Raw genomic sequence first — 20,377 nt, 5'->3', positions numbered from 1 at the left:
TTCAAAACCCGCATACCTTGCACAGTGGGCCTTCAACACGTTGGCTGCACGATCGGCGATCGCGGGCCGGGTCTTAGCGTTCCAGCCGCGGGTAGTTATCGGCGATGGGATCGCCGGTGAAGCGGGCTACCCAGCCCTCGGGATTGTCGAACAGTCTGATGGCGGTGAAATGCGGCGCGGCACCCATATCGAACCAGTGGGGTGTGCCCGCCGGCACGGAGATCAAATCGTTTTTTTCGCACAAGATTTGCAGGATTTTCCCCGCGATGTGCAGGCAAAACAGACCAGAGCCTTCGACAAAAAACCGCACCTCATCTTCACCATGGGTATGTTCAGAGAGGAATTTGGCGCGCAGCTCCTGCCGTTGGGGGTGATCTGCGCGCATGCTGATCACGTCCCAGGTTTGATAGCCTTTCTCCGCCACCAGCCGTTGGATGGCCTGTTGATAAGCGGCAAGGACCTCCTCCGGCTGCGGATCGCCGCCCAGTTCGCGGTCGGCTCGCCAGCGTTCGAAACGGACGCCGACCGCATTCAGCTGCCCGCGGATGGCATCGGCGTCACGGCTTTGCCAAATGGGCCGGCTCGCATCGGAATCGGTGAAAATGGTTAACGCGCTCATGAGGCCAGCTCCTGTAAATCAATTTGGTTAAAATGAGTTGCCTGGGGATGCAGCGGCGGGCATTTCACCGGGTCCCGAATCAGCTGACAGGTACGCCAGCCCGCCTCCCGCGCGGCATCAAGCTCTTGGATAATGTCTGATAAAAAAAGTATTTCCTTAGGGGGACACTGCAAGCGGGCGGCAATATTGCGATAGGATGCCGCTTGTCGTTTAGCCCCTATGCGGGTGTCGAAATAGCCGTTGAACAGCGGACGCAAGTCTCCCGACTCGCTGTAGCCAAACAGCAGCTGCTGCGCTTCTACCGAGCCGGAAGAATAGGCATAAAGGGAGATTCCCTGTTGCCGCCACTCAGCCAACCGGGGAGCGACGTCGGGATAGAGATGGCCCTGGAAGTCCCCTTTCAGGTAGCCTTCACGCCAAATCATGCCCTGTATGATTTTCAGGGCGGTGGATTTCCGATCCTCATCCATAAAACTGAACAATTCAGCAATCATATCGGCTACGGTGGCGCCAGGACGGGCTATTTCATGGCGCAATTCCGACAAAGCCGCGGCCACTTCCGGTTCATGTTCGCGCCGGCGCAGGAATTCGGACAGCCGCTCCCGGGCATAAGGGAACAGGACCTGATGTACAAAGCGGATATCGCTGGTGGTACCTTCGATATCGGTCACGACGGCCTTGATCATTTCGCCTCCAGCAAACGACGCTGCAACTCGCATTGAAACAGGAACTCCAGCCCTTCCAAATGGCGTCGGGCTTCTTTAACATCCCGTCCCCAGCAATACAGGCCGTGGCCGCGCACCAGAAAACCATGACGCAGTCCCTCCAGCTTATCGCGGGCCGCCACCCGCTCCGCCAGGGCGGCGATATCCTGATCGTTATCGAATATTGCGACGGTCACCGGAGTTAAATGACTATGAACGCCGGCGAGGGATTTTTGCATTTCATATCCGTTCAGGACCAGCGAATCACCCGCTTGCGCGAGCGAGAGTACGGTGGCATTCACCGAATGGGTATGCAATATCGCCCCTACCAGCGGGTCACGGCGATAAATCAGCGTATGCAGTGCGGTCTCCGCCGACGGCCTGCGGTGGTCGTCCACCCGCTGGCTCAGAATATCCACCCGCAAAAAATGTTCGGCCTCCAGGCAGCCTTTATCCTGGCCCGACTCGCTGATAAGGCAGGTTTGCCCGTCCAGGCGTACCGACATATTGCCGCCGGTGGCCGGGCACCAGCCCTTTGCGCCGATCCAATGGCATGCGGCCACCAGCTCGGCTAATTGCTGAGTCACTATCATAAGTATCCATTCTCCAGAAGCGCAGTCTCTCAGTCCGGGAAATATAGCCGTGTAACCGTCCGTATGTCTTTACAGCCAGAAATAGTAACATCGGGTTAATGTGGCGGCAACAGCGTACACAGAGGGTTTCGGAGCGCGCGGGCAAAAGGATATGGCTTGATATGGCAGAGTGATTTTTATAGGCAAGCAGCGCAAGCGCGTAATCAGGCAGCTTTATATACCGGCCCGGCCCGACGGATGGCGATAAAGGACAGGTCGCGCTCCGGACAAATGCGGAGCGCGAGGGAATTATCATACTTCGATTTCAGCTTCGTCGCCTTTTTCCTGCAGCCAGTTGCGCCGGTCTTCCGAGCGTTTCTTCGCTAACAGCATATCCATCATCAGCAGCGTTTGTTCCACGTCTTCATCATCAATGGTCAGTTGCACCAGCCGGCGGGTGTTGGGATCGAGGGTCGTCTCCCGCAGTTGCAGCGGATTCATTTCCCCCAGCCCTTTGAAACGCTGCACGTTAGGCGTGCCTTTTTTGCGTTTGAGCTGTTCGAGCACGCCGGCTTTCTCGCTCTCGTCCAAGGCGTAATAGACCTCTTTGCCAAGATCGATGCGATAGAGCGGCGGCATGGCGACGTAGACATGGCCGCCTTTCACTACCGGTCGAAAATGCCGCACGAACAAGGCGCACAGCAGGGTGGCGATATGCAAACCGTCCGAGTCGGCATCCGCCAGGATACAAATCTTGCCGTAGCGCAACTGGCTTAAATCATCGCTATCGGGATCGATGCCGATGGCCACCGAAATATCATGCACTTCCTGGGACGCCAACACCTCATCGGAAGAGACTTCCCAGGTGTTGAGGATTTTGCCCTTCAGCGGCATGATGGCCTGGTATTCGCGATCCCGTGCCTGTTTGGCCGAACCGCCCGCCGAATCACCTTCCACCAGGAACAGTTCGGTACGGGCCAGGTCCTGGGCGGTGCAATCCGCCAATTTGCCCGGCAGGGCCGGTCCGCTGGTGAGCTTTTTGCGCACCACTTTTTTCGACGCCCGCAGGCGCCGCTGGGCGCTGGAAATCGCCAGCTCCGCCAACTGCTCGGCGACCTGGATATTCTGATTCAGCCACAGGCTGAACGCATCTTTCACCACGCCGGAAACAAAAGCGGCGCACTGCCTGGAAGAGAGACGTTCCTTGGTCTGGCCGGCGAACTGCGGGTCCTGCATTTTCACCGACAGCACGTAGGCGCAGCGCTCCCAAATATCTTCCGCCGACAGCTTGACGCCGCGGGGCAGGATATTGCGGTATTCGCAGAAGTCCCGCATAGCGTCCAGCAGCCCCTGCCGCAGGCCGTTAACGTGGGTGCCGCCCTGGGGCGTTGGGATCAGGTTGACATAACTTTCGGTCAACAGCTCGCCGCCCTCCGGCAGCCAGAGCAGCGCCCAATCCACCGTTTCGGTATCGCTGGCGAAGCTGCCGACAAACGGCGCTTCCGGCAGGGTAATCAGGCCATTGATCGCCTGATTGAGATAATCGGTGAGGCCGGACTGATAGCACCAGCTCTGCTCAGTGTTATTCACCTGATCGATAAACACAATTTCAACGCCGGGACAGAGCACCGCTTTCGCCTTCAGCAGATGGGTCAGGCGCGAGGCGGAAAAGCGCGGGCTGTCGAAGAACTGCGGATCGGGCCAAAAATGTACGCTGGTGCCGGTATTGCGTTTGGGGCAGGTGCCTTTTATCGATAGATCTTCTACTTTATCGCCGTTCTCGAAGGCGATGCCGTAGATATTGCCGTTGCGGCGAACGGTGACATCCACCCGGATGGAAAGTGCATTCACCACCGAGATGCCGACGCCGTGCAAGCCGCCGGAAAACTGATAGCTCTTGTTGGAAAACTTACCGCCCGCGTGCAGGCGGCACATGATCAGTTCCACCGCCGGCACGCCCTCTTCCGTATGGATGTCCACGGGCATGCCGCGGCCGTCATCGGTCACTTCCAGGGATTGATCGGCGTAAAGAATCACCTCAATGCGCTTGGCATGGCCGGCAAGCGCCTCATCGACGCTGTTATCGACAACCTCTTGTCCCAAATGGTTGGGGCGCGTGGTATCGGTATACATGCCGGGACGGCGGCGCACCGGCTCCAGTCCGCTGAGCACTTCTATAGCGTCGGCATTATAGGTTTCTTGTGTCATGGTTTAATCGACTATCGTGACAAATTGTTGGAGAGCCTACCGCAAAGGGCACCGGTTCGGAAAGTGTTAATTCGCACAAGACGATGCGCAGAGGATTCAGACAGCGGCGAGCCCGAGGAAATCCACGATGGGAGAGAAATAATGTTCGAAGCCGATAAATGCATGATTCCCCCCTGACTCCACCGTTTGACGGCAATGAGTGTAGTACTCCTGCGCCTGGCGGTAATCCAGGATCTCGTCTCCCGTTTGCTGCAGTAGCCAGATAAGGTCCGGCGATGCCGGCTTCTCCACCTGCATGGACTTCAAATCGTAAATATGACGAGACTCTAGCACATAACGCTGACCGGTGTAGGGATTCTCGTTAACGCCTAAAAATCCCGTCAGCAGCTCATAGGGACGTACCACCGGATTAACCACCACGGCGGGCAGCTTGAAGGTTTGCGATAGCCAGGTGGCGTAATAGCCGCCGAGGGATGACCCCACCAGTCCCAGCGGTTCGCCGGCGTTCTCCAGCACCAATCTTTCGAGCAATTCCGCGGTCTCGGCGGGATACATCGGCAGCTGCGGCACGAGCATTTTCACGGAGGGATGGTGCTGACGCAGCCAGGCCATGAGTGAAGTCGCCTTGGAGGATAAAGGGGAACTGTTGAAACCGTGCAGATAGAGCAGAACAGCCATTAATAGCCTTCCGAATCCGTATCCGGCAAATACGCCACGCCCGATAACCGGTGGACTTCGGTTTCAAGCTTGCCGTCCGGATAGAGATCGAGATAACGCCAGCCCGGGCCGACGGAATCGATGGTGAAATTGGTGCAATGGGGTTTGAATTGCACGCAGGTGGAGGGTGACGCCAGAACGCGCCGGCCTTGCCAGTCCAAATCCAGTTCCTGATGGATATGACCGCACAATAAGGTCTTAACCCGCGGGAAATTATTCAGCACCGCCGCCAGCATATGGGCATTGCGCAAGCTGTGCTGATCCAGCCAGATGCATCCCGAAGCGGAAGGATGATGGTGCAGCAGCAGCAGCGTGTGGCGCTCCGGCTGCAGCCGAAGGGTTTTATCCAGCCATTCCAGCTGGTATTCGCTCAGTTCGCCGTGAGGCACGCCGAATACCTGGCTATCCAGCAGGATCAACTGCCAATTGTCACCCAGAAGCACATGCTTGGACGGCGAAATGCCGCACTCGTCAAGCACCTTAACCATCGCCGGCTGGAAATCGTGGTTGCCCGGCAGCCAAACGCAGGGAGCGGGCAGGCGCGAAATGCCCTTGGCGAAAAGCTGATACGCTTCAAGTGAATGATCCTGGGCCAGATCCCCGGTGGCCACCACCAAATCATACCGATGCTGTTCCGCTTCTATCGCGTCCAGTACCGCACAATAGCTACGATAGGTGTTCACCCCAAGCAGCGCCTCATCCTCACCGGCAAACAGATGAGTGTCTGTGATTTGTAAAATCCTGATTATGGCCCCATTCGCCACAGGAAGTCTCAACAGGCTTTCCAAAGGGTATCCTTGGTTATTGAAATCTGCCTAACACACTGGAATTGCCATCGCCCCGTACGCTAAACAATAGCGTAGCCAATCCGCGAGGAACTGGTTGATTTGATGTTTTTCGTCACGTTGATGTAACTTTTTATTAGGGTAATCATACCGTGCCTTGAAACGATAGATCTGCTGACTGGAACACACTTCCGCAACCATGGCGTCGTGATACAGCCGGACGCTCATGGACGGCAGGCTCCAGAAACTGACCAGCGGTTCGGTCTGGATGATTTGCACCAGGGTGGTGTAACGGGTCGCTTCCAGAATGGTCAGGCGATAACTGGCGCCGTTAACCTGATAGGCTATCATTTCCCCGACTTCATTAATGCGGGGCAATAGCCGGCGCAGCTGGGCGAAGTTCGTTTCGCACAGGCGCATCATTTCCGGGAAATCAGGGGTATAGCGCTTGGTCATTAATCCGCCCACTCTTTTCGTAAGGATTCATGGTGTAAGGCCAGCCACTGCAGGGCAATGACGGAGGCCGCGTTATCGATAACGCCCTCTTCCACCCAGCGGTAAGCCTGCTCGCGGCTCACCACGTGAAGACGTATATCTTCGTTTTCTTCCACCAATCCATGGATACCTTCTGCCAGCCCGGCATCAACTTCCCCGGCCATAATGGTCAGGCGTTCGCTGGTGCCGCCCGGGCTTGCCAAATAGCTTAGCATCCGTTTGCAGCGTCCGACCCGAAGCCCCGCTTCCTCCACCGACTCCCGGCGAGCCACCTGCTCGAGGGTTTCTCCGGGTTCGATCATACCGGCTACCAGCTCCAACAGCCAGGGGGTCGGACTGCTATCATAAGAGGCAATGCGAATTTGTTCCAATAATACAACTTCATCACGTATCGGATCATAAGGCAGCAGGACCACGGCGTGGCCGCGCTCAAAAATTTCCCGGGTGACTTCTCCACTCATTTCACCGTTAAACAGGCGATGACGGAACCGATACAGCTCCAACGAAAAAAAACCTTGGTAAAGTTTATCCCGTGCAATAATTTCTACATCTTCTTTACCGAATGTAACGGGTGTGGGTTCGGTTAATGCCATTTTAACGACTCCTAGTCTGTATAATCGGCGATTTCGTGGTTGCTGAAGCAATCACTGTGCCGCAAAGTGCAGGTTTGTGATAAATTTTGTGATATAGAGACAAGATGGCACGTTCAGCCACCTCATACACTCCGCTGACTCTGATAGAATCGGGCGATATTTATCTGTCGACAGCGCTACCATAGCAATTTTGCTGTATCAAAAGGAATGCAAATGAAGAAACTGCTCCCCCTTCTTATTGGACTGAGCCTCGGCGGATTCAGTACTTTAAGTCAGGCAGAAAATCTGCTTCAAGTGTATCAGCAGGCACGGCTATCCAATCCGGATCTTCGCGCATCGGCAGCTGACCGCGACGCAGCATTTGAAAAGATCAACGAAGCCCGCAGCCCCCTGCTGCCACAGCTTGGACTCGGGGTGGACTACACCTACAACAATGGCTTTCGCGATCAGAGGGATATCAATTCCAATGAGACCAGCGGCTCGCTGCAGCTCACCCAGACCATTTTTGATATGTCGAAATGGCGCGCGCTGACGGTGCAGGAAAAAACCGCCGGTGTCCAGGATGTGACTTATCAAACCCAGCAGCAGACGCTGATTCTTAATACCGCTACCGCCTATTTTAACGTATTAAGCGCCATCGACGCACTTTCTTATACCGAAGCGCAAAAGCAATCGATTTACCGGGAGCTGGACCAGACCACGCAGCGCTTTAACGTCGGCCTGGTGGCTATTACCGACGTGCAAAACGCCCGCTCCAACTATGATACCGTGTTGGCCGACGAAGTGAATGCCCGCAATACCGTGGATAACGCATTGGAAAGCCTGCGCCAGATCAGCGGCAACTTTTATCCGCAGCTGGCGTCGCTGAATATCGATCGTTTTAAAGCCGCCCAGCCGCAGCCAATCAACGCGCTGTTGAAAGAAGCGGAAATGCGCAACCTGACCCTGCTAAGCGCCCGCTTGTCGCAGGATGTTGCGCGGGAACAGATTCGTTTGGAAGAAACCGGCCATTATCCGACGTTAGCCCTGACCGCCAGTTCATCGTTAAGCAATACCGATTATAACGGTTCGCGGACCAACGGAAATGCCAATTATAACAATACCAATATCGGCCAGAACGCCATCGGCCTTAGCCTGAGCGTGCCTATCTATTCCGGCGGCGCGGTGACCTCGCAGGTCAAACAGGCGCAGTACAGCTTCGTCAGCGCCAGCGAACAGCTGGAAAGCGCCCATCGCAGCGTGGTGCAAACCGTGCGGTCATCTTTTAATAACATATCCGCCTCCATCAGCAGCATCGATGCTTATCGCCAGGCGGTGATTTCGGCGCAAAGCTCTCTGGATGCCTCGGAAGCCGGTTATGAAGTCGGCACCCGCACCATTGTCGACGTGCTGGACGCCACCACCACGCTGTATGACGCCAAACGCAATCTTTCCACCGCCCGCTATAACTATGTTATCAACCAGCTGACGCTTAAAAATGCCCTGGGCACCCTCAACGAGGATGATATCCGTACGCTGAACGCCTCCCTTGGGCAAGCCATCGCCACCAGTCCCGAGAGCGTGGCGCCGGTGAATCCCAATCAGGACGCCAATGCCGAAGGCGTTAACCCAAGCCAGACCTCCCGGGCGCCCCGCAGTAATCCGTCCGATGCCGCCCAATCGGCCAGGCAGTCCGCCACTCCGGTGAGCGCCACCGTACCGGCATCCTCGTCGGCGAAAAAACGCAATCCGTTCCAGCACTAAGCCATATCCAGGCGGGTCCGTTCCCGCCTGGCTTGATCCCGTTGATCCTCCCGCCCCGATCCCATCGTTGTGTATAACTTTGTAAAGTTGTTTCATGGTTGTTGCCGACGCTTCTTATTTAAACGCTTTTCCCCTATCCTTAGGGGGAACTCTGGGTAAGTTAAAACATTAATAAAGCAGGAAAATAATGAAACGGACAAAAGAAATCAACCACGCCGACTTTCGCAAGCGCTGGCGGGTTTATCGAATGGCACCAGCCGCGCTGGCGATAGGCGCGGTATTCGTTCTGGCCGGCTGTGAAAAAAGCGACGAAAACGTGACGCTTTATCAAAACAGCGACGACTGTTCCCGCGCCAATCCCTCCATGAGCGAACAGTGCGCCACCGCCTATAAGAATGCCATGGCGGAAGCCAAGAAAACCGCCCCCAAATACGCTTCCCGCGCCGATTGCGTGGCGGAGTTCGGCGAAGAACAGTGCACCCAGGTGCCGGCCCAGGCTGGCACGGCGGCTGAACCGCAGCAAAGCGGCAGCTTCTGGATGCCGCTGATGGCCGGTTATATGATGGGCCGGATGATGGGCGGCGGTTATTCCCAGCAGCCTTTGTTCACCTCCCGCGCGCCCAATAGCCCGGCCAACGGCAAATTCGTCGATGCCAGCGGCCGCAATTACGGCCCGGCGACCGGCGGCCGCAGCATGAATGTGCCGAAAAGCGCCATGGCGCCCAAGCCCGCCGCCACCAATACCGTAACCCGCGGCGGTTTCGGCGAAACCGTGGCCAAACAGAATACCACGATGCAGCGCAGTTCCGCCGCCTCCATGCCGCGCAGTTCCGCCGCCTCCATGCCGCGTCGCAGTATGGGCGGCTGACGGATGAAACGAGTTACGTTGTATGAACGGCCGGACTGGCGTGAAAAAGCCGCCGAATATGGCTTTGATTTCCATACCATGTACGGTGAACCTTATTGGTGCGAAGACGCCTATTATCAGTTCACGCTGGCGCAAATCGAAACGCTGGAAGACGCCACCGCCGATATCCACCGCATGTGCCTGAAGGTGGTAGAAAAGGTGGTGGCCAGCGATGCGCTGATGGCCAAATTCCGTATCCCGAAGCATACCTGGCAATTTGTCCGCAACGCCTGGCACAGCGGCCAGCCCTCGCTCTATTCCCGTCTCGACCTGGTCTATGACGGCCGGCAGGCGCCCAAGCTGCTGGAAAACAATGCCGATACCCCCACCTCCCTGTTTGAATCGGCATTTTTCCAATGGATCTGGCTGGAAGATCAGATCAAGACCGGTCAATTGCCTGCCGGAGCCGATCAATACAACAGCCTGCAGGAAAAATTAATCGATCGCTTCCGCGAGCTGAAAGAGCGCCATGGCTTCGGGGCGCTGCATTTCGCCTGCTGCCGGGATACCGATGAAGATCGCGGTACGGTGCAATACCTGCAGGATTGCGCGCTGGAAGCGGGACTGGCCAATGAGTTCCTGTTTATCGAGGAGATCGGCCTGGGAGAAAAAGGACAGTTTACCGACACCGAAAACCAGGTGATCGGCAATATGTTCAAGCTCTATCCCTGGGAGTTCATGCTCAAGGAGATCTTTTCCACCAAGCTGGAGGATGCCGGGGTGCGCTGGCTGGAGCCGGCCTGGAAGGCCATTCTGTCCAACAAAGCCCTGCTGCCCATGCTGTGGGAAATGTTTCCCGGCCACCCCAACCTGCTGCCGGCCTATTTCAGCGAAGACAATCCGCCGCCCATGGCCAGCTATGTGGTGAAACCCCTGTTTTCACGGGAAGGGGCCAATATCCGCATCGTTGAAAACGGCCAGGAAACCGCCCGCGTGGACGGTCCCTATGGCGAAGAGGGGTATATTATCCAGCAATACTGCCCGCTGCCGCTTTTTGGCGACAGTTATACCGTTATCGGCAGCTGGCTGGTGAACGACCAGCCATGCGGTATCGGTATCCGCGAGGATAAAGAGCGGATAACCCAGGATCTGTCGCGGTTTTATCCCCACATCATACTGGGTTGACCGGGTGCGTGGTCCGTTAGCGGTGCGCCTTATATCCTGGCCTTTTCAGGCGGGCAGGATAATCACCCCACCTGGACCGACAGCATGCTCAGCGAGGCCATTTCGATGCCGTCCACCGGTATCGAGATGGGTTCTTTGCCGTCCCAGGCACCGAGAATATACAACAGCGGCAGATAATGATCCGGCGTAGGATTTGACAACGCCGCCCCTTCATGGCGCATAAAGTCCACCAGCGGGTGCTGCCCCTCCCCTTGCCAAGCGATATTGTCGCGAACAAATTGATTGAATGACTCGGCCCAGGGATAGGGCTCGGCCGCGCCCTGCCAGATTACCATGCGTAAATTATGCACCACATTGCCGCTGGCGATAATCATCACCCCCTGGTCACGCAGCGCGGAAAGTTCACGTCCCAGCCGGTAATGATATTCGGCGGGTTTTGTCCCGTCGATGCTCAACTGCACCATGGGAATATCCGCCGCGGGATACATCTTTTTCACCACGCCCCAGGAGCCGTGATCGAATCCCCAGGATTGATCGGCGGCCACCTCAACCGGCAACAGGATTTCCTGGATCGTTTTCGCCAGCGCCGGCGAACCGGGGGCCGGATAACGGATATCAAACAGCGCCTGGGGAAACCCGCCGAAATCATGAATGGTGCGCGGATTTTCCATGGCGGTCACCGCGGTTCCACGGGTATACCAATGGGCGGACACCGCCACAATGGCGCGGGGACGCGGCAGGGTTTGCCCCAGATGTTCCCAGGCCTGGGTATAACGATTATCTTCCAGCACGTTCATCGGACTGCCGTGGCCTAGAAACAGCGCGGGCATGCGGGATTCACTCATGGTTATTCCTTAATGGTATGGCGCACCAGGCGCTTCATAACCGTTAAGGTACGCGCTTCGTTCATAAAATGAACTCGGATAAGCATGATAAAGACATTCAAAAATATTGAACATTAACCTATCAGACCATGGGGAATCCCCTCGACATGCTCGTTCCGTGGCTTTTATTTGACGCCCAGCCGCTTCGCCAGACGATGCAAATTACCCGGATCCATGGCCAGCCGGCGCGCGCAGGCCGACCAATTGTTTCCACAGCTTTCCAACGCCAGGCGGATCAAGTGCCGCTGGTAGTTATCGGTCCCCTGGCGCAGGCTGACCAGTTCCACCCGTTCCGGCGAATCAGGCCGGCTATCCGCCGCCGGACGCGCCGCGTCCAGGGCAAAATGCTGCGGCTGCAACAGGATATCGCCCCCGCCTTGTTCCGCACGCGCCAATACCGTGGCGCGATAAATAGCATGCTCCAATTCCCGCACATTGCCCGGCCAGTGATTACCGGTAAGCAATGCCAGCGTGCCAGGGGCCAGTACCAGGCTGCCCAGCCCCAGCTTTTCCCGGCTACGCTCGCAAAAAAATCCCGCCAGCAGGGCGATATCCTGTTCCCGCTCCCGCAACGGCGGCACATGGATCGGAAACACGCTCAGGCGATGAAACAGATCGGCGCGAAACTCGCCGGCCACCACCGCATCTTTCAGCACCCGATTGGTGGCGGCCAGTACGCGGACGTTCACCCTCAGGCTTTGGTCATCCCCGACCCGCTGCAGGTCGCCATATTGCAGCACGCGCAGCAGTTTTGCCTGCAGCGTCAGGGAGAGCTCGCCGATTTCATCTAAAAACAGCGTACCGTTATCCGCCAGCTCAAATTTTCCGATACGATGGTGAATGGCGCCGGTAAAGGCGCCTTTTACATGGCCGAACAGTTCGCTCTCCGCCACCGATTCCGGCAACGCCGCACAGTTCAGATAAATCAAGGCATTGGCCGCCCGGGGCGACCCCTGATGGATAGCCCGGGCCACCAGTTCCTTACCTACGCCGGTTTCCCCGGTGATCAGCACATTCAGATCCGAGTTCGCGACGATATCGATCTCTTTTTTCAGCTGTCGCATCACCGCCGATAGCCCGATCATTTCGTCGCCGCCAACCGCCGTCGATACGCTGCCGGCGCTCACCGGCGCTATGACCTGTCTCTCCAGCCGCTCCACCAGCAGGGCATTGCTGAGGGCCGCCGAGGAGAGCGCCGCCACCAGCCGCAGTTCCTCATCGCTGAAATGATCGAGCTGATGGGGATCCATACCGTCCAGGGTCAGCGCGCCGATCAGGGTCTGGTGGATAAACAGCGGCAGGCCGATACAGGCATGTACCTTGAACTGCTGGTGGCCGGGAATCAATCCGTCGTAGGGATCCGGCAATTGGCTGTCCGCCGGAAAACGCACCACATCGCCGGCGCGGGCGATAGCTTCAAGGCGCGGATGCTCGGCCAAACGAAACCGCCGCCCCAAGACATCCGGCGATAACCCGGCGGTGGCCAGCGGACGGAACAACTGCTGCTCATAGCTCAGCAACGCAACGGCATCGCAGCCCAGCCGCCGCCGCAGGCCGGTAATCAGCCGCGCAAACCGGTCTTGGCTGGACATGCCCGATTGCAGCTCAATGGCGAGATGACTTAAGGTTTCAATGGATAAAGGCATAGGATTGTAATTATGACACTATTTATGTCAAAAAGACAAATAAAAAACATAGTCATTTTAACAATTTACTTTAAAATAATATTAATATTCATACAGATAGGCACTGGCACGCTCTATGCAACCTTTATCCCATCATTTATCACTAAGCCTTTACAATGGGGGCCGGCGAAGCACGTATGCAGGAGGCGTTTTCACTGTTACGCCAACTGGGCAATCAATAACGGAGAGTCAAATGCAGGAACTGTTGTGTTATCAAACCATGCCTATCTGGACGGCCGAAACGATCCCGGCGGCCTTTCGCGAGCGCCACAATACCAAAGAGGGCGTCTGGGCCCGGTTGACGGTATTGCAAGGCAGCCTGACCTTTGATCTGCTTAACGAGGATAGCGATATTCTGCAAAGCGGGACGTTTTCCAGCCTACGGCAGCCGCCGCAGGTGGAACCGCAGCAGTGGCACCGCATTGCCGCCGTGTCAGATGATATCCGGTGCCGGCTGGCGTTTTACTGCCGGCCGGAAGATTATTATCATTTGAAATACGGCTTAACCCGTACCCATTCCGAAGTCATTAATGCCGGTAATTATTTATTGCCTGGCAACGGGTTGTTGCCCGGCAAGGCGCTGGACCTGGGCTGCGGTGGCGGCCGCAATGCGCTATATCTCGATCTGCTGGGCTTTAGGGTAACCGCCCATGATAAAAATCCCCAGAGCATCGCGGCCCTTAATGAGATTATCGCCGCCGAGGAACGGCAGAATATCAGCGCGTCGGTGCTGGATATCAGCGAAGAGACCATCAGCGGGCAGTATCAGTTTATTCTTTCCACGGTGGTGATGATGTTTTTACCAGCCGGCTGTATCAGCCGCCTGATAGGCGACATGCAGCGCAGCACTCTGCCGGGGGGAATGAACCTGATTGTCGCCGCCATGTCGACGCCGGACTTTCCCTGCCCCATCCCGTTTACCTTTACCTTTGGACCCGGCGAACTGAAGCGGTATTACGAGGGATGGGAGATTATCAAATATAACGAGGACCCGGGGGAACTGCATAAAACCGATGCCGACGGCAACCGCATCAAGCTGCGGTTCGCCACCCTGCTGGCCAGAAAGCGCCCCGTGGCAGGCCCACTAACGCCGGAGTGAAACCAAGCCTGTTAAAGGGAGACCGTGCCGATGGGGTCGAAGCCGCCGTCCAGCGGCGGCCGGAGCGCCCCATGGCTCGGTAGGCCCGCTATCACCGGGTGTGCAACGACCGTATTAAAGGGAGACCGTGCCGATGGGGTCGAAGCCGCCATCCAGCGGCGGCCGGAGCGCCCCATGGCTCGGTAGGCCCGCTATCACCGGGTGTGCAACGACCGTATTAAAGGGAGACCGTGCCGATGGGGTCGAAGCCGCCATCCAGCGGCGGCCGGAGCGCCCCACGGCGCGGTAAGCCCGCTGCCTCCGGGCCTGAACTCAGCTGGCCCGCTGGGCCAACGCCTGGCGATAGGCCACCAAATCCTCAATGGTCACCACCGGCATAGCGTGCTTTTGGGCAAACTCGATGACTTCCGGCGCGTGGGCCATGCTGCCGTCGTCATTAGTGACTTCGCACAGCACGCCCATAGGTTTGAGCCCCGCCAGGGTGCACAAATCGATACTGGCCTCGGTATGGCCGCCACGGGTCAATACCCCGCCCGGCTGCGCCCGCAGCGGGAAAACGTGGCCGGGACGATTGAGATCGCCGGGCTTGGCGCCATCTTTGATGGCGGCGCGAATGGTGGTCAGGCGATCGGCGGCGGAAACGCCGGTGGTCACCCCTTCCGCCGCTTCGATGGTCACGGTGAACGCGGTTTGGTAATGGCTGGAATTGCGTTCCACCATCATCGGTAAATCCAGCTGCTGGCGCCGCTCTTCCGTCAGGCACAGGCAAACGATACCGCTGCCATGACGAATAGCCAGCGCCATTTGTTCAACCGTCATGTTTTCGGCGGCAAAAATCATGTCGCCTTCGTTTTCACGATCTTCGTTATCGAGCACCAGCACACCGCGGCCATCGCGCAGCGAGGTGAGTGCGTTTTCCACGCGTTCCATCGGTGTACCGAATTTGGAAAGAAGCGTCTGATTCATGGTAAATAAAACCTCATAAAGTATATGGATTACCAGAACCAGGGCGGACTTAGGAGCGAGCCATTGAAGGCTGAAAAATAACGAGAATGGGCGCAAGCCCATAGTAAGCCGTTACTCTCTCCCGTCCGGACTATAACCGTCGGCCCCGGAATTACACCGGATCTGCTGACCTCAGATTAACCAGCAATCTGAGCGCTCGCGGGCTTCCCCCGACTATTGCACGCAATAGTTGCAGAGGTTTACCGCCGGTGGGGAGTTTCGCCCCGCCCTGAGAATAAGCGCAATAACTATAGCGCCAATGAAATTGCAGGGCAATAACGGCGAGGGGCAAAGCGGAAAATTTGCGGCTATAAAGAGATATAATTAATGTGTCGCTGTTTTAGTTTCTTCTCTATCGAACAGGCATTACACTTAACCTTATCTTACGCGCTAGGAAACTCACCGATGATTGATACTAAAAAAATTGAACAGCTTGCCCGTCAAATCCATGAATCCCTGCCCAAAGGCATTCGTGAACTGGGTGATGATGTCGAGAAGAAAATCCGTCAGGTGTTGCAAAGCCAGTTTAGCCGCATGGATCTGGTCAGCCGGCAGGAGTTTGACGTGCAGACTCAGGTATTACTGCGCACCCGGGAAAAGCTGAGCCAGCTGGAATTGCGGATCAATGCCCTGGAAACGATGCCGGGAAATGCCGTGACCCCGACGGTGGCGGCCGAAACCGGACCCGCCGCCGTCGCCAAGACGGACATTGACGAGCCGGAGGCCGGCGATGTGGCGGACGATACGTCGGCCGAACCGAAAAAATGATATAAAATCAAACCTACCCGGCAACCATTGATTGCCGGGTTTTTCACGCCTGCACTGAGCTTTAGCCCCGCTTGCCGCTTTTGATCGAATTGATGATATTGGTGGTGGAACAGCCGTCCTCGAAATTCAGCACCCGCACATCGCCGCCGTTGGCCCACACTTCCTTGCTGCCGGCGATTTCCTCGGGTTTATAATCGCCCCCCTTCACCAGCAAATCCGGCAGGATTTCGGCAATCAGGCGCTGCGGGGTATCCTCTTCGAACGACACCACCCAGTCCACCGCCTCCAATGCGCTCAGCACGATCATCCGCTGGGCCAAGGGGTTCACCGGCCGGTGTTCGCCTTTCAGCCGCTGGGTGGAAGCATCGCTGTTGACCGCGACAATGAGCCGGTCCCCCAGCCGCCGGGCATTGGCCAGATAAGAGACGTGGCCCGCATGCAAGATATCGAAAATCCCGTTGGTCATCACCACTTTCTCGCCGCGCCGGCGGGCCTGAGCCACCGCCTGGGCCAGCTCCGTTTCGGTCATGATGCCGAAACCGGCGTCGGCCCGGCCGTGGATGGCGTTTTCCAGCTCGATGGGACTGACGGTGGAGGTTCCCAGCTTGCCCACCACCACCCCGGCGGCGGCATTAGCCAGAAAACAGCTTTCCTCCAGGGAGTTGCCCGCCGCCAGCGCTGCCGCCAGCACCCCGATCACCGTGTCTCCCGCGCCGGTGACATCGTAGACTTCCTGCGCCTGGGTCGGCAAATGCAGCGGCTCCTTGCCGGGTTGCAGCAGGGTCATGCCCTGTTCCGAACGGGTGATAAGCAGAGCCGACAGATCATAATCGGCAATCAGCTTCATGCCCCGGCTCACCAGTTCGTCCTCGTCCCGGCACTGTCCGGCCACCGCTTCGAATTCGGACAGATTCGGCGTCAGCATGGTGGCGCCGCGATAGCGGGTAAAATCGGTACCCTTCGGATCCACCAATACCGGAACCCCGGCATCCCGCGCCAGGCGAATGATATCATGCACCTTTTCCAGCGCTCCCTTGGCGTAATCCGACAATACCAGGGCGCCGGCGGCAGGCAGCGCCTGGCGGATGCGCTCAAGCATCGGCGCGGCGTCGACGCCGTTGAACCCCTGCTCGAAATCAAGGCGGATTAATTGTTGATTGCGCGACAAGATTCGCAGTTTGGTAATGGTGGGATGGGTGGATACCGCGACGAAATCACAGGTGACGCTGACCTCGCCCAGCCTATCCGCCAGCGCACGGGCGGCATCATCCATGCCGGTCAGGCCCACCAGGCGCGAACCTGCTCCCAGCGCGGCGATATTCATGGCAACGTTGGCGGCGCCGCCGGGCCGTTCTTCGATAGTCTCGACTTTCACGACCGGCACCGGTGCTTCCGGGGAGATACGGTTTGTGGGGCCATACCAATACCGGTCCAGCATGACATCACCCACCACCAGCACGCCAGCACGGCGAAAATCAGGCAACGTTACTTTCATCCATTCGCTCTCGCTTTAACAATTTATTGCGCCGGATAGTAGCACAGGCGGGTTGAATTCTCTCGTTCACCGCCGGGGAAATGCGTTTTTCCACCGGCAAAAAAGGGCTCAGTCCAGCCACTTTCGCCAGCATTGGGTAATCAAGGCGCGCTCGGCCGGGAACCGGTCGGCCGCTACTCTGCCCGGCTGTGCCTGCAGTGCCAAATGATGGATTTCATCCCGCAGGGTAATATAGGATTGACTTAACGCCTCCGCTGTCCGCGGGTCGAGAATATCGTGGCGGGCCATCAGTTCAAAAATGCGGACATTATCGGACCAGCGGGTCAGTTCGGGAATGGCGGCGGCATAGCGCAGCACCAGATATTGCGCCAGGAATTCAATATCGGTAATGCCCCCTTCATCCGCTTTGATATCGAACATATCGCCGCTTTTGCCGGCCAAATGCCGGCGCATTTTCCCCCGCATCTCGCTGACGTCGGTGCGTAACGCCGCCGGATCCCGCTCCCGGCACAGCACCGCCCGGCGGATCTCGCCAAAGCGCGCCCCCAGGGCCGGATCGCCATAGACCATACGCGCCCGCACCAGCGCCTGATGCTCCCAGGTCCAGGCTTCGTGGGCCTGGTAATCCCCAAAAGCATCCAGGGTGCTTACCAGCATACCGGCCGCGCCGGAGGGGCGAAGCCTGGGATCCACCTCATACAGGATGCCGGTGGGGGTCCGGGTGCTGAACAGGTGCATGACGCGCTGGGCCAGCCGTAAATAAAACTGCCGTCCGTCGATTTGGCGTTCTCCATCGGTCATGACGTCGGGCGGGCAATCATGCAAAAACACCAGGTCGAGATCGGACCCGTAACCCAATTCCCATCCCCCAAGCTTGCCGTAGCCGATTACCGCGAATCCCTGCCCGCTTTCTTCATCCAGATGCCCCGGACGGCCGTAACGCGATACCATGGTGCGCCAGGCCTGCCGAACCACGTCGGCAATGATGGCCTCCGCCAGGTAGGTAAGATGATCGCTCACCCGCATCACCGGCAGCACGCCGGTAATATCGCCGGCGGCGATGCGAAGCTGTTGCGCCTGCTTGAACTGCCGCAGCGCGTCCATTTGCTGCTCCTCATCCTCATCAGGCACCCGAATAAGATATTGGCGCAGCTCATCGGCATAGGCCTGCGGCGCCGGCGGGTTGTACAGCGTGGCGGGGTCAAGCAATTCATCCAGCAACAGGGGATGAAGCGCCAGCTGGCTGGCGATCATTTCCGAGGCGGCGCACAGGCGAATCAAATGCACCAGCGCCTTGGGATACTCCAGCAGCAATTCGAGGTAGGTTGTGCGGGAGACGATGCTGAGCAAGATGGGCGCCAAACGGCTGAACGCCATATCGGCGTCCGGGCGCGGGCAGATTTCTCCCAGCAAACGCGGCATCAATTGATCCAGCACCTCGCGTCCGCGCGGTCCGATGGTCCGCTTCGCCACGTCGCGGCGAAAGCCGGTTAGCTGTTCCAGCAGCCGCTGGCGAGAAGGCTCGGTCAGGTGCGGCTCCCAGAAATCCGGTTCAGGCTCTTCACCCTCATCCACCCACAGGGTGCCGTAACGGCCAAAATCCGCCGGATCCGCCGGGTCGGGCGCATCGTCCCCGATGAGTTCATCAAAGATGCGGCGCACCTGCTGCATATGCGTGCCGAGAGCACGGTATAACGACGGCCAATCCGCCTCGTTCATACCATAGGCCAGGCGGCATCGGTTTAGTTCATCCACCGGTAAGGTCTGGGTCTGTTCATCATTGATGGCCTGCAGCAGATTTTCCAGCCGGCGCAAATAAAGATAGGCGCGGCTCAGCCGTTCGGTCTGTCCGGCATCCAGCAAACCCAGCTCGCCGATAGCGCTCAGGGTGGGCAATAGGGCGCGTCCTTGCAGGCGCGGTTCCCGGCCGCCGCGAATCAATTGGAAAACCTGGGTGATAAATTCAATCTCGCGGATACCGCCGGCGCCCAGCTTGATATTATCCGCCAGCCCCCGGCGCCGGACCTCGCGGGCAATCATGCTTTTCATGTTGCGCAACGATTGGATAACGCTGAAATCAATGTAGCGCCGAAAGACAAACGGACGCAGCATCCGGTGCAATTCACGGCTGTAGGCATCATCATCAAAGCCCAGCAGCCTGGCTTTGATCATGGCATACCGCTCCCAATCCCGGCCCTGCTCCTGATAATAATCTTCCAGCGCGGAGAAACTGAGGACCAGGGGTCCGCTATCGCCGAACGGGCGCAGCCGCATGTCCACCCGGTAGACGAATCCGTCGACGGTGGTTTGATCCAGCACTTTTATCAGGCGCTGCCCCAGGCGGGTAAAAAATTGGGCATTGTCCAGCTCCCGGCGCCCGTGCCGGGTATGGCCATTTTCCGGATAGGCGAAAATCAAATCGATATCGGAGGAGAAGTTCAGTTCGCCGCCACCCAGTTTGCCCATGCCCAGCACCAGCAGCGGCTGCGGTACGCCCTCCCCATTGCAGGGCGTGCCCCAATCCCGGCAGCAGGCCTGATAAAGCCAGTCCCGCGCCGCGCACACCAGCACTTCCGCCAGCCGGCTAAGCTGGGTCAGGGTCTGCGGGGTCTCACTGGTGAGCAGCGCCTGCGACCAGGCGATACGCATCAGGGTACGGCGACGAAACAGCCGCAGTTCCCGCATCAGGTCCGCTTCATCCGCCACCGCCGCCAGCCGCTGCCCGAGCAATGCATCGTACTGCCGCCATTCATCGGCCGCCGGCGGCTGCCGGCGCAGCTCTTCATACCAGTCGGGACGGGCTGTCAGCGCCGCCGCGATAAAATCGCTGATGGCCAATACCCCCAGCCCCTCGTCCCCCGCAGGTATCGTGAACGGCATCCCGGCCAGGACGGATTGTGCCTGACGGTGTAATATCGGCGGTAGCGGCTGCGCCATTGTTCTCTTCCTCTCATGCCCCGAGCACCCGACGTC

At 57.8% G+C, this 20,377-nt stretch carries 18 protein-coding genes and 1 riboswitch; of the genes, 5 read left to right on the top strand and 13 right to left on the bottom strand.

Features of this window, described 5'->3' with window-relative positions; translation table 11 throughout:
• Nucleotides 1-73: 73 nt before the first annotated feature.
• From ACL2XJ_RS11665 to nudF, 8 genes are all read right to left on the bottom strand, one after another.
• The gene (locus ACL2XJ_RS11665) at nt 74-619 is read right to left on the bottom strand and encodes a 1,2-dihydroxy-3-keto-5-methylthiopentene dioxygenase (protein WP_413726554.1); all 546 of its coding nucleotides are present in this window, start codon (nt 617-619) and stop codon (nt 74-76) included.
• Nucleotides 616-1,305: an acireductone synthase gene (gene mtnC, locus ACL2XJ_RS11660; RefSeq protein WP_413726553.1), complete on the bottom strand. Its 690-nt coding sequence runs from the start codon at nt 1,303-1,305 to the stop codon at nt 616-618. Before mtnC ends, ACL2XJ_RS11665 begins: the two co-directional genes overlap by 4 nt.
• The gene (locus ACL2XJ_RS11655) at nt 1,302-1,916 is read right to left on the bottom strand and encodes a methylthioribulose 1-phosphate dehydratase (protein ID WP_413726552.1); all 615 of its coding nucleotides are present in this window, start codon (nt 1,914-1,916) and stop codon (nt 1,302-1,304) included. The genes mtnC and ACL2XJ_RS11655 overlap by 4 nt, the downstream gene beginning before the upstream one ends.
• A 291-nt stretch (nt 1,917-2,207) precedes the next feature.
• Nucleotides 2,208-4,103, bottom strand: coding sequence for a DNA topoisomerase IV subunit B (parE, locus tag ACL2XJ_RS11650; RefSeq protein ID WP_413726551.1), 1,896 nt, complete (start codon nt 4,101-4,103; stop codon nt 2,208-2,210).
• 96 nt (nt 4,104-4,199) lie between these two features.
• Nucleotides 4,200-4,781: an esterase YqiA gene (gene yqiA / locus ACL2XJ_RS11645; RefSeq protein WP_413726550.1), complete on the bottom strand. Its 582-nt coding sequence runs from the start codon at nt 4,779-4,781 to the stop codon at nt 4,200-4,202.
• Nucleotides 4,781-5,608, bottom strand: coding sequence for a 3',5'-cyclic-AMP phosphodiesterase (gene cpdA / locus ACL2XJ_RS11640; RefSeq protein ID WP_207917854.1), 828 nt, complete (start codon nt 5,606-5,608; stop codon nt 4,781-4,783). Before cpdA ends, yqiA begins: the two co-directional genes overlap by 1 nt.
• Before the next feature lie 27 nt (nt 5,609-5,635).
• Nucleotides 5,636-6,061: a DUF1249 family protein gene (locus ACL2XJ_RS11635; protein ID WP_203522851.1), complete on the bottom strand. Its 426-nt coding sequence runs from the start codon at nt 6,059-6,061 to the stop codon at nt 5,636-5,638.
• Nucleotides 6,061-6,693, bottom strand: coding sequence for an ADP-ribose diphosphatase (gene nudF, locus ACL2XJ_RS11630; protein ID WP_132923471.1), 633 nt, complete (start codon nt 6,691-6,693; stop codon nt 6,061-6,063). Before nudF ends, ACL2XJ_RS11635 begins: the two co-directional genes overlap by 1 nt.
• A 213-nt stretch (nt 6,694-6,906) precedes the next feature.
• Between nudF and tolC the strand changes: the two genes are divergently transcribed.
• The 3 genes from tolC to ACL2XJ_RS11615 all read left to right on the top strand — a co-directional run bounded on the left by tolC (nt 6,907) and on the right by ACL2XJ_RS11615 (nt 10,468).
• Nucleotides 6,907-8,436, top strand: a complete 1,530-nt coding sequence (gene tolC, locus ACL2XJ_RS11625; protein ID WP_413726549.1) for an outer membrane channel protein TolC — start codon at nt 6,907-6,909, stop codon at nt 8,434-8,436.
• A gap of 187 nt (nt 8,437-8,623) precedes the next feature.
• Nucleotides 8,624-9,304, top strand: coding sequence for a DUF1190 family protein (locus ACL2XJ_RS11620; RefSeq protein WP_413726548.1), 681 nt, complete (start codon nt 8,624-8,626; stop codon nt 9,302-9,304).
• Between the two features lie 3 nt (nt 9,305-9,307).
• Complete coding sequence (locus ACL2XJ_RS11615) at nt 9,308-10,468, top strand: glutathionylspermidine synthase family protein (protein WP_413726547.1); 1,161 nt, start codon at nt 9,308-9,310, stop codon at nt 10,466-10,468.
• Nucleotides 10,469-10,530: 62 nt separating this feature from the next.
• Here ACL2XJ_RS11615 and ygiD read toward each other — a convergent pair whose 3' ends face one another.
• A complete protein-coding gene (gene ygiD / locus ACL2XJ_RS11610) occupies nt 10,531-11,313 on the bottom strand; it encodes a 4,5-DOPA dioxygenase extradiol (protein ID WP_413726546.1) in 783 nt (260 codons plus the stop codon).
• Between the two features lie 164 nt (nt 11,314-11,477).
• Nucleotides 11,478-12,998, bottom strand: a complete 1,521-nt coding sequence (gene norR / locus ACL2XJ_RS11605; protein ID WP_413726545.1) for a nitric oxide reductase transcriptional regulator NorR — start codon at nt 12,996-12,998, stop codon at nt 11,478-11,480.
• 232 nt (nt 12,999-13,230) lie between these two features.
• On the opposite strand from norR, the gene tehB reads away from it, so the two are divergent.
• The gene (gene tehB, locus ACL2XJ_RS11600) at nt 13,231-14,136 is read left to right on the top strand and encodes an SAM-dependent methyltransferase TehB (RefSeq protein ID WP_413726544.1); all 906 of its coding nucleotides are present in this window, start codon (nt 13,231-13,233) and stop codon (nt 14,134-14,136) included.
• A 312-nt stretch (nt 14,137-14,448) separates the two neighbouring features.
• On the opposite strand, the gene ribB is transcribed toward tehB, so the two are convergent.
• Entirely contained in the window at nt 14,449-15,102 is a 654-nt protein-coding gene (gene ribB / locus ACL2XJ_RS11595; RefSeq protein WP_132923477.1) for a 3,4-dihydroxy-2-butanone-4-phosphate synthase, read from the bottom strand.
• A gap of 109 nt (nt 15,103-15,211) precedes the next feature.
• Nucleotides 15,212-15,382: riboswitch (FMN riboswitch) on the bottom strand.
• 164 nt (nt 15,383-15,546) lie between these two features.
• On the opposite strand from ribB, the gene ubiK reads away from it, so the two are divergent.
• Complete coding sequence (gene ubiK, locus ACL2XJ_RS11590; RefSeq protein ID WP_413726543.1) at nt 15,547-15,909, top strand: ubiquinone biosynthesis accessory factor UbiK; 363 nt, start codon at nt 15,547-15,549, stop codon at nt 15,907-15,909.
• A gap of 61 nt (nt 15,910-15,970) precedes the next feature.
• Here ubiK and hldE read toward each other — a convergent pair whose 3' ends face one another.
• Nucleotides 15,971-17,404, bottom strand: coding sequence for a bifunctional D-glycero-beta-D-manno-heptose-7-phosphate kinase/D-glycero-beta-D-manno-heptose 1-phosphate adenylyltransferase HldE (gene hldE, locus ACL2XJ_RS11585; protein WP_413726542.1), 1,434 nt, complete (start codon nt 17,402-17,404; stop codon nt 15,971-15,973).
• Between the two features lie 108 nt (nt 17,405-17,512).
• Nucleotides 17,513-20,341, bottom strand: coding sequence for a bifunctional [glutamate--ammonia ligase]-adenylyl-L-tyrosine phosphorylase/[glutamate--ammonia-ligase] adenylyltransferase (glnE, locus tag ACL2XJ_RS11580; RefSeq protein WP_413726541.1), 2,829 nt, complete (start codon nt 20,339-20,341; stop codon nt 17,513-17,515).
• Nucleotides 20,342-20,377 lie beyond the last annotated feature (36 nt).

The organism is Sodalis sp. RH16 (assembly GCF_047324245.1).
Classification (GTDB): Bacteria; Pseudomonadota; Gammaproteobacteria; order Enterobacterales; family Enterobacteriaceae; genus Acerihabitans; species Acerihabitans ligni.
The sequence above is the reverse complement of the archived record's forward strand: the minus strand, read 5'-3'. Positions and strand labels throughout refer to the sequence as shown.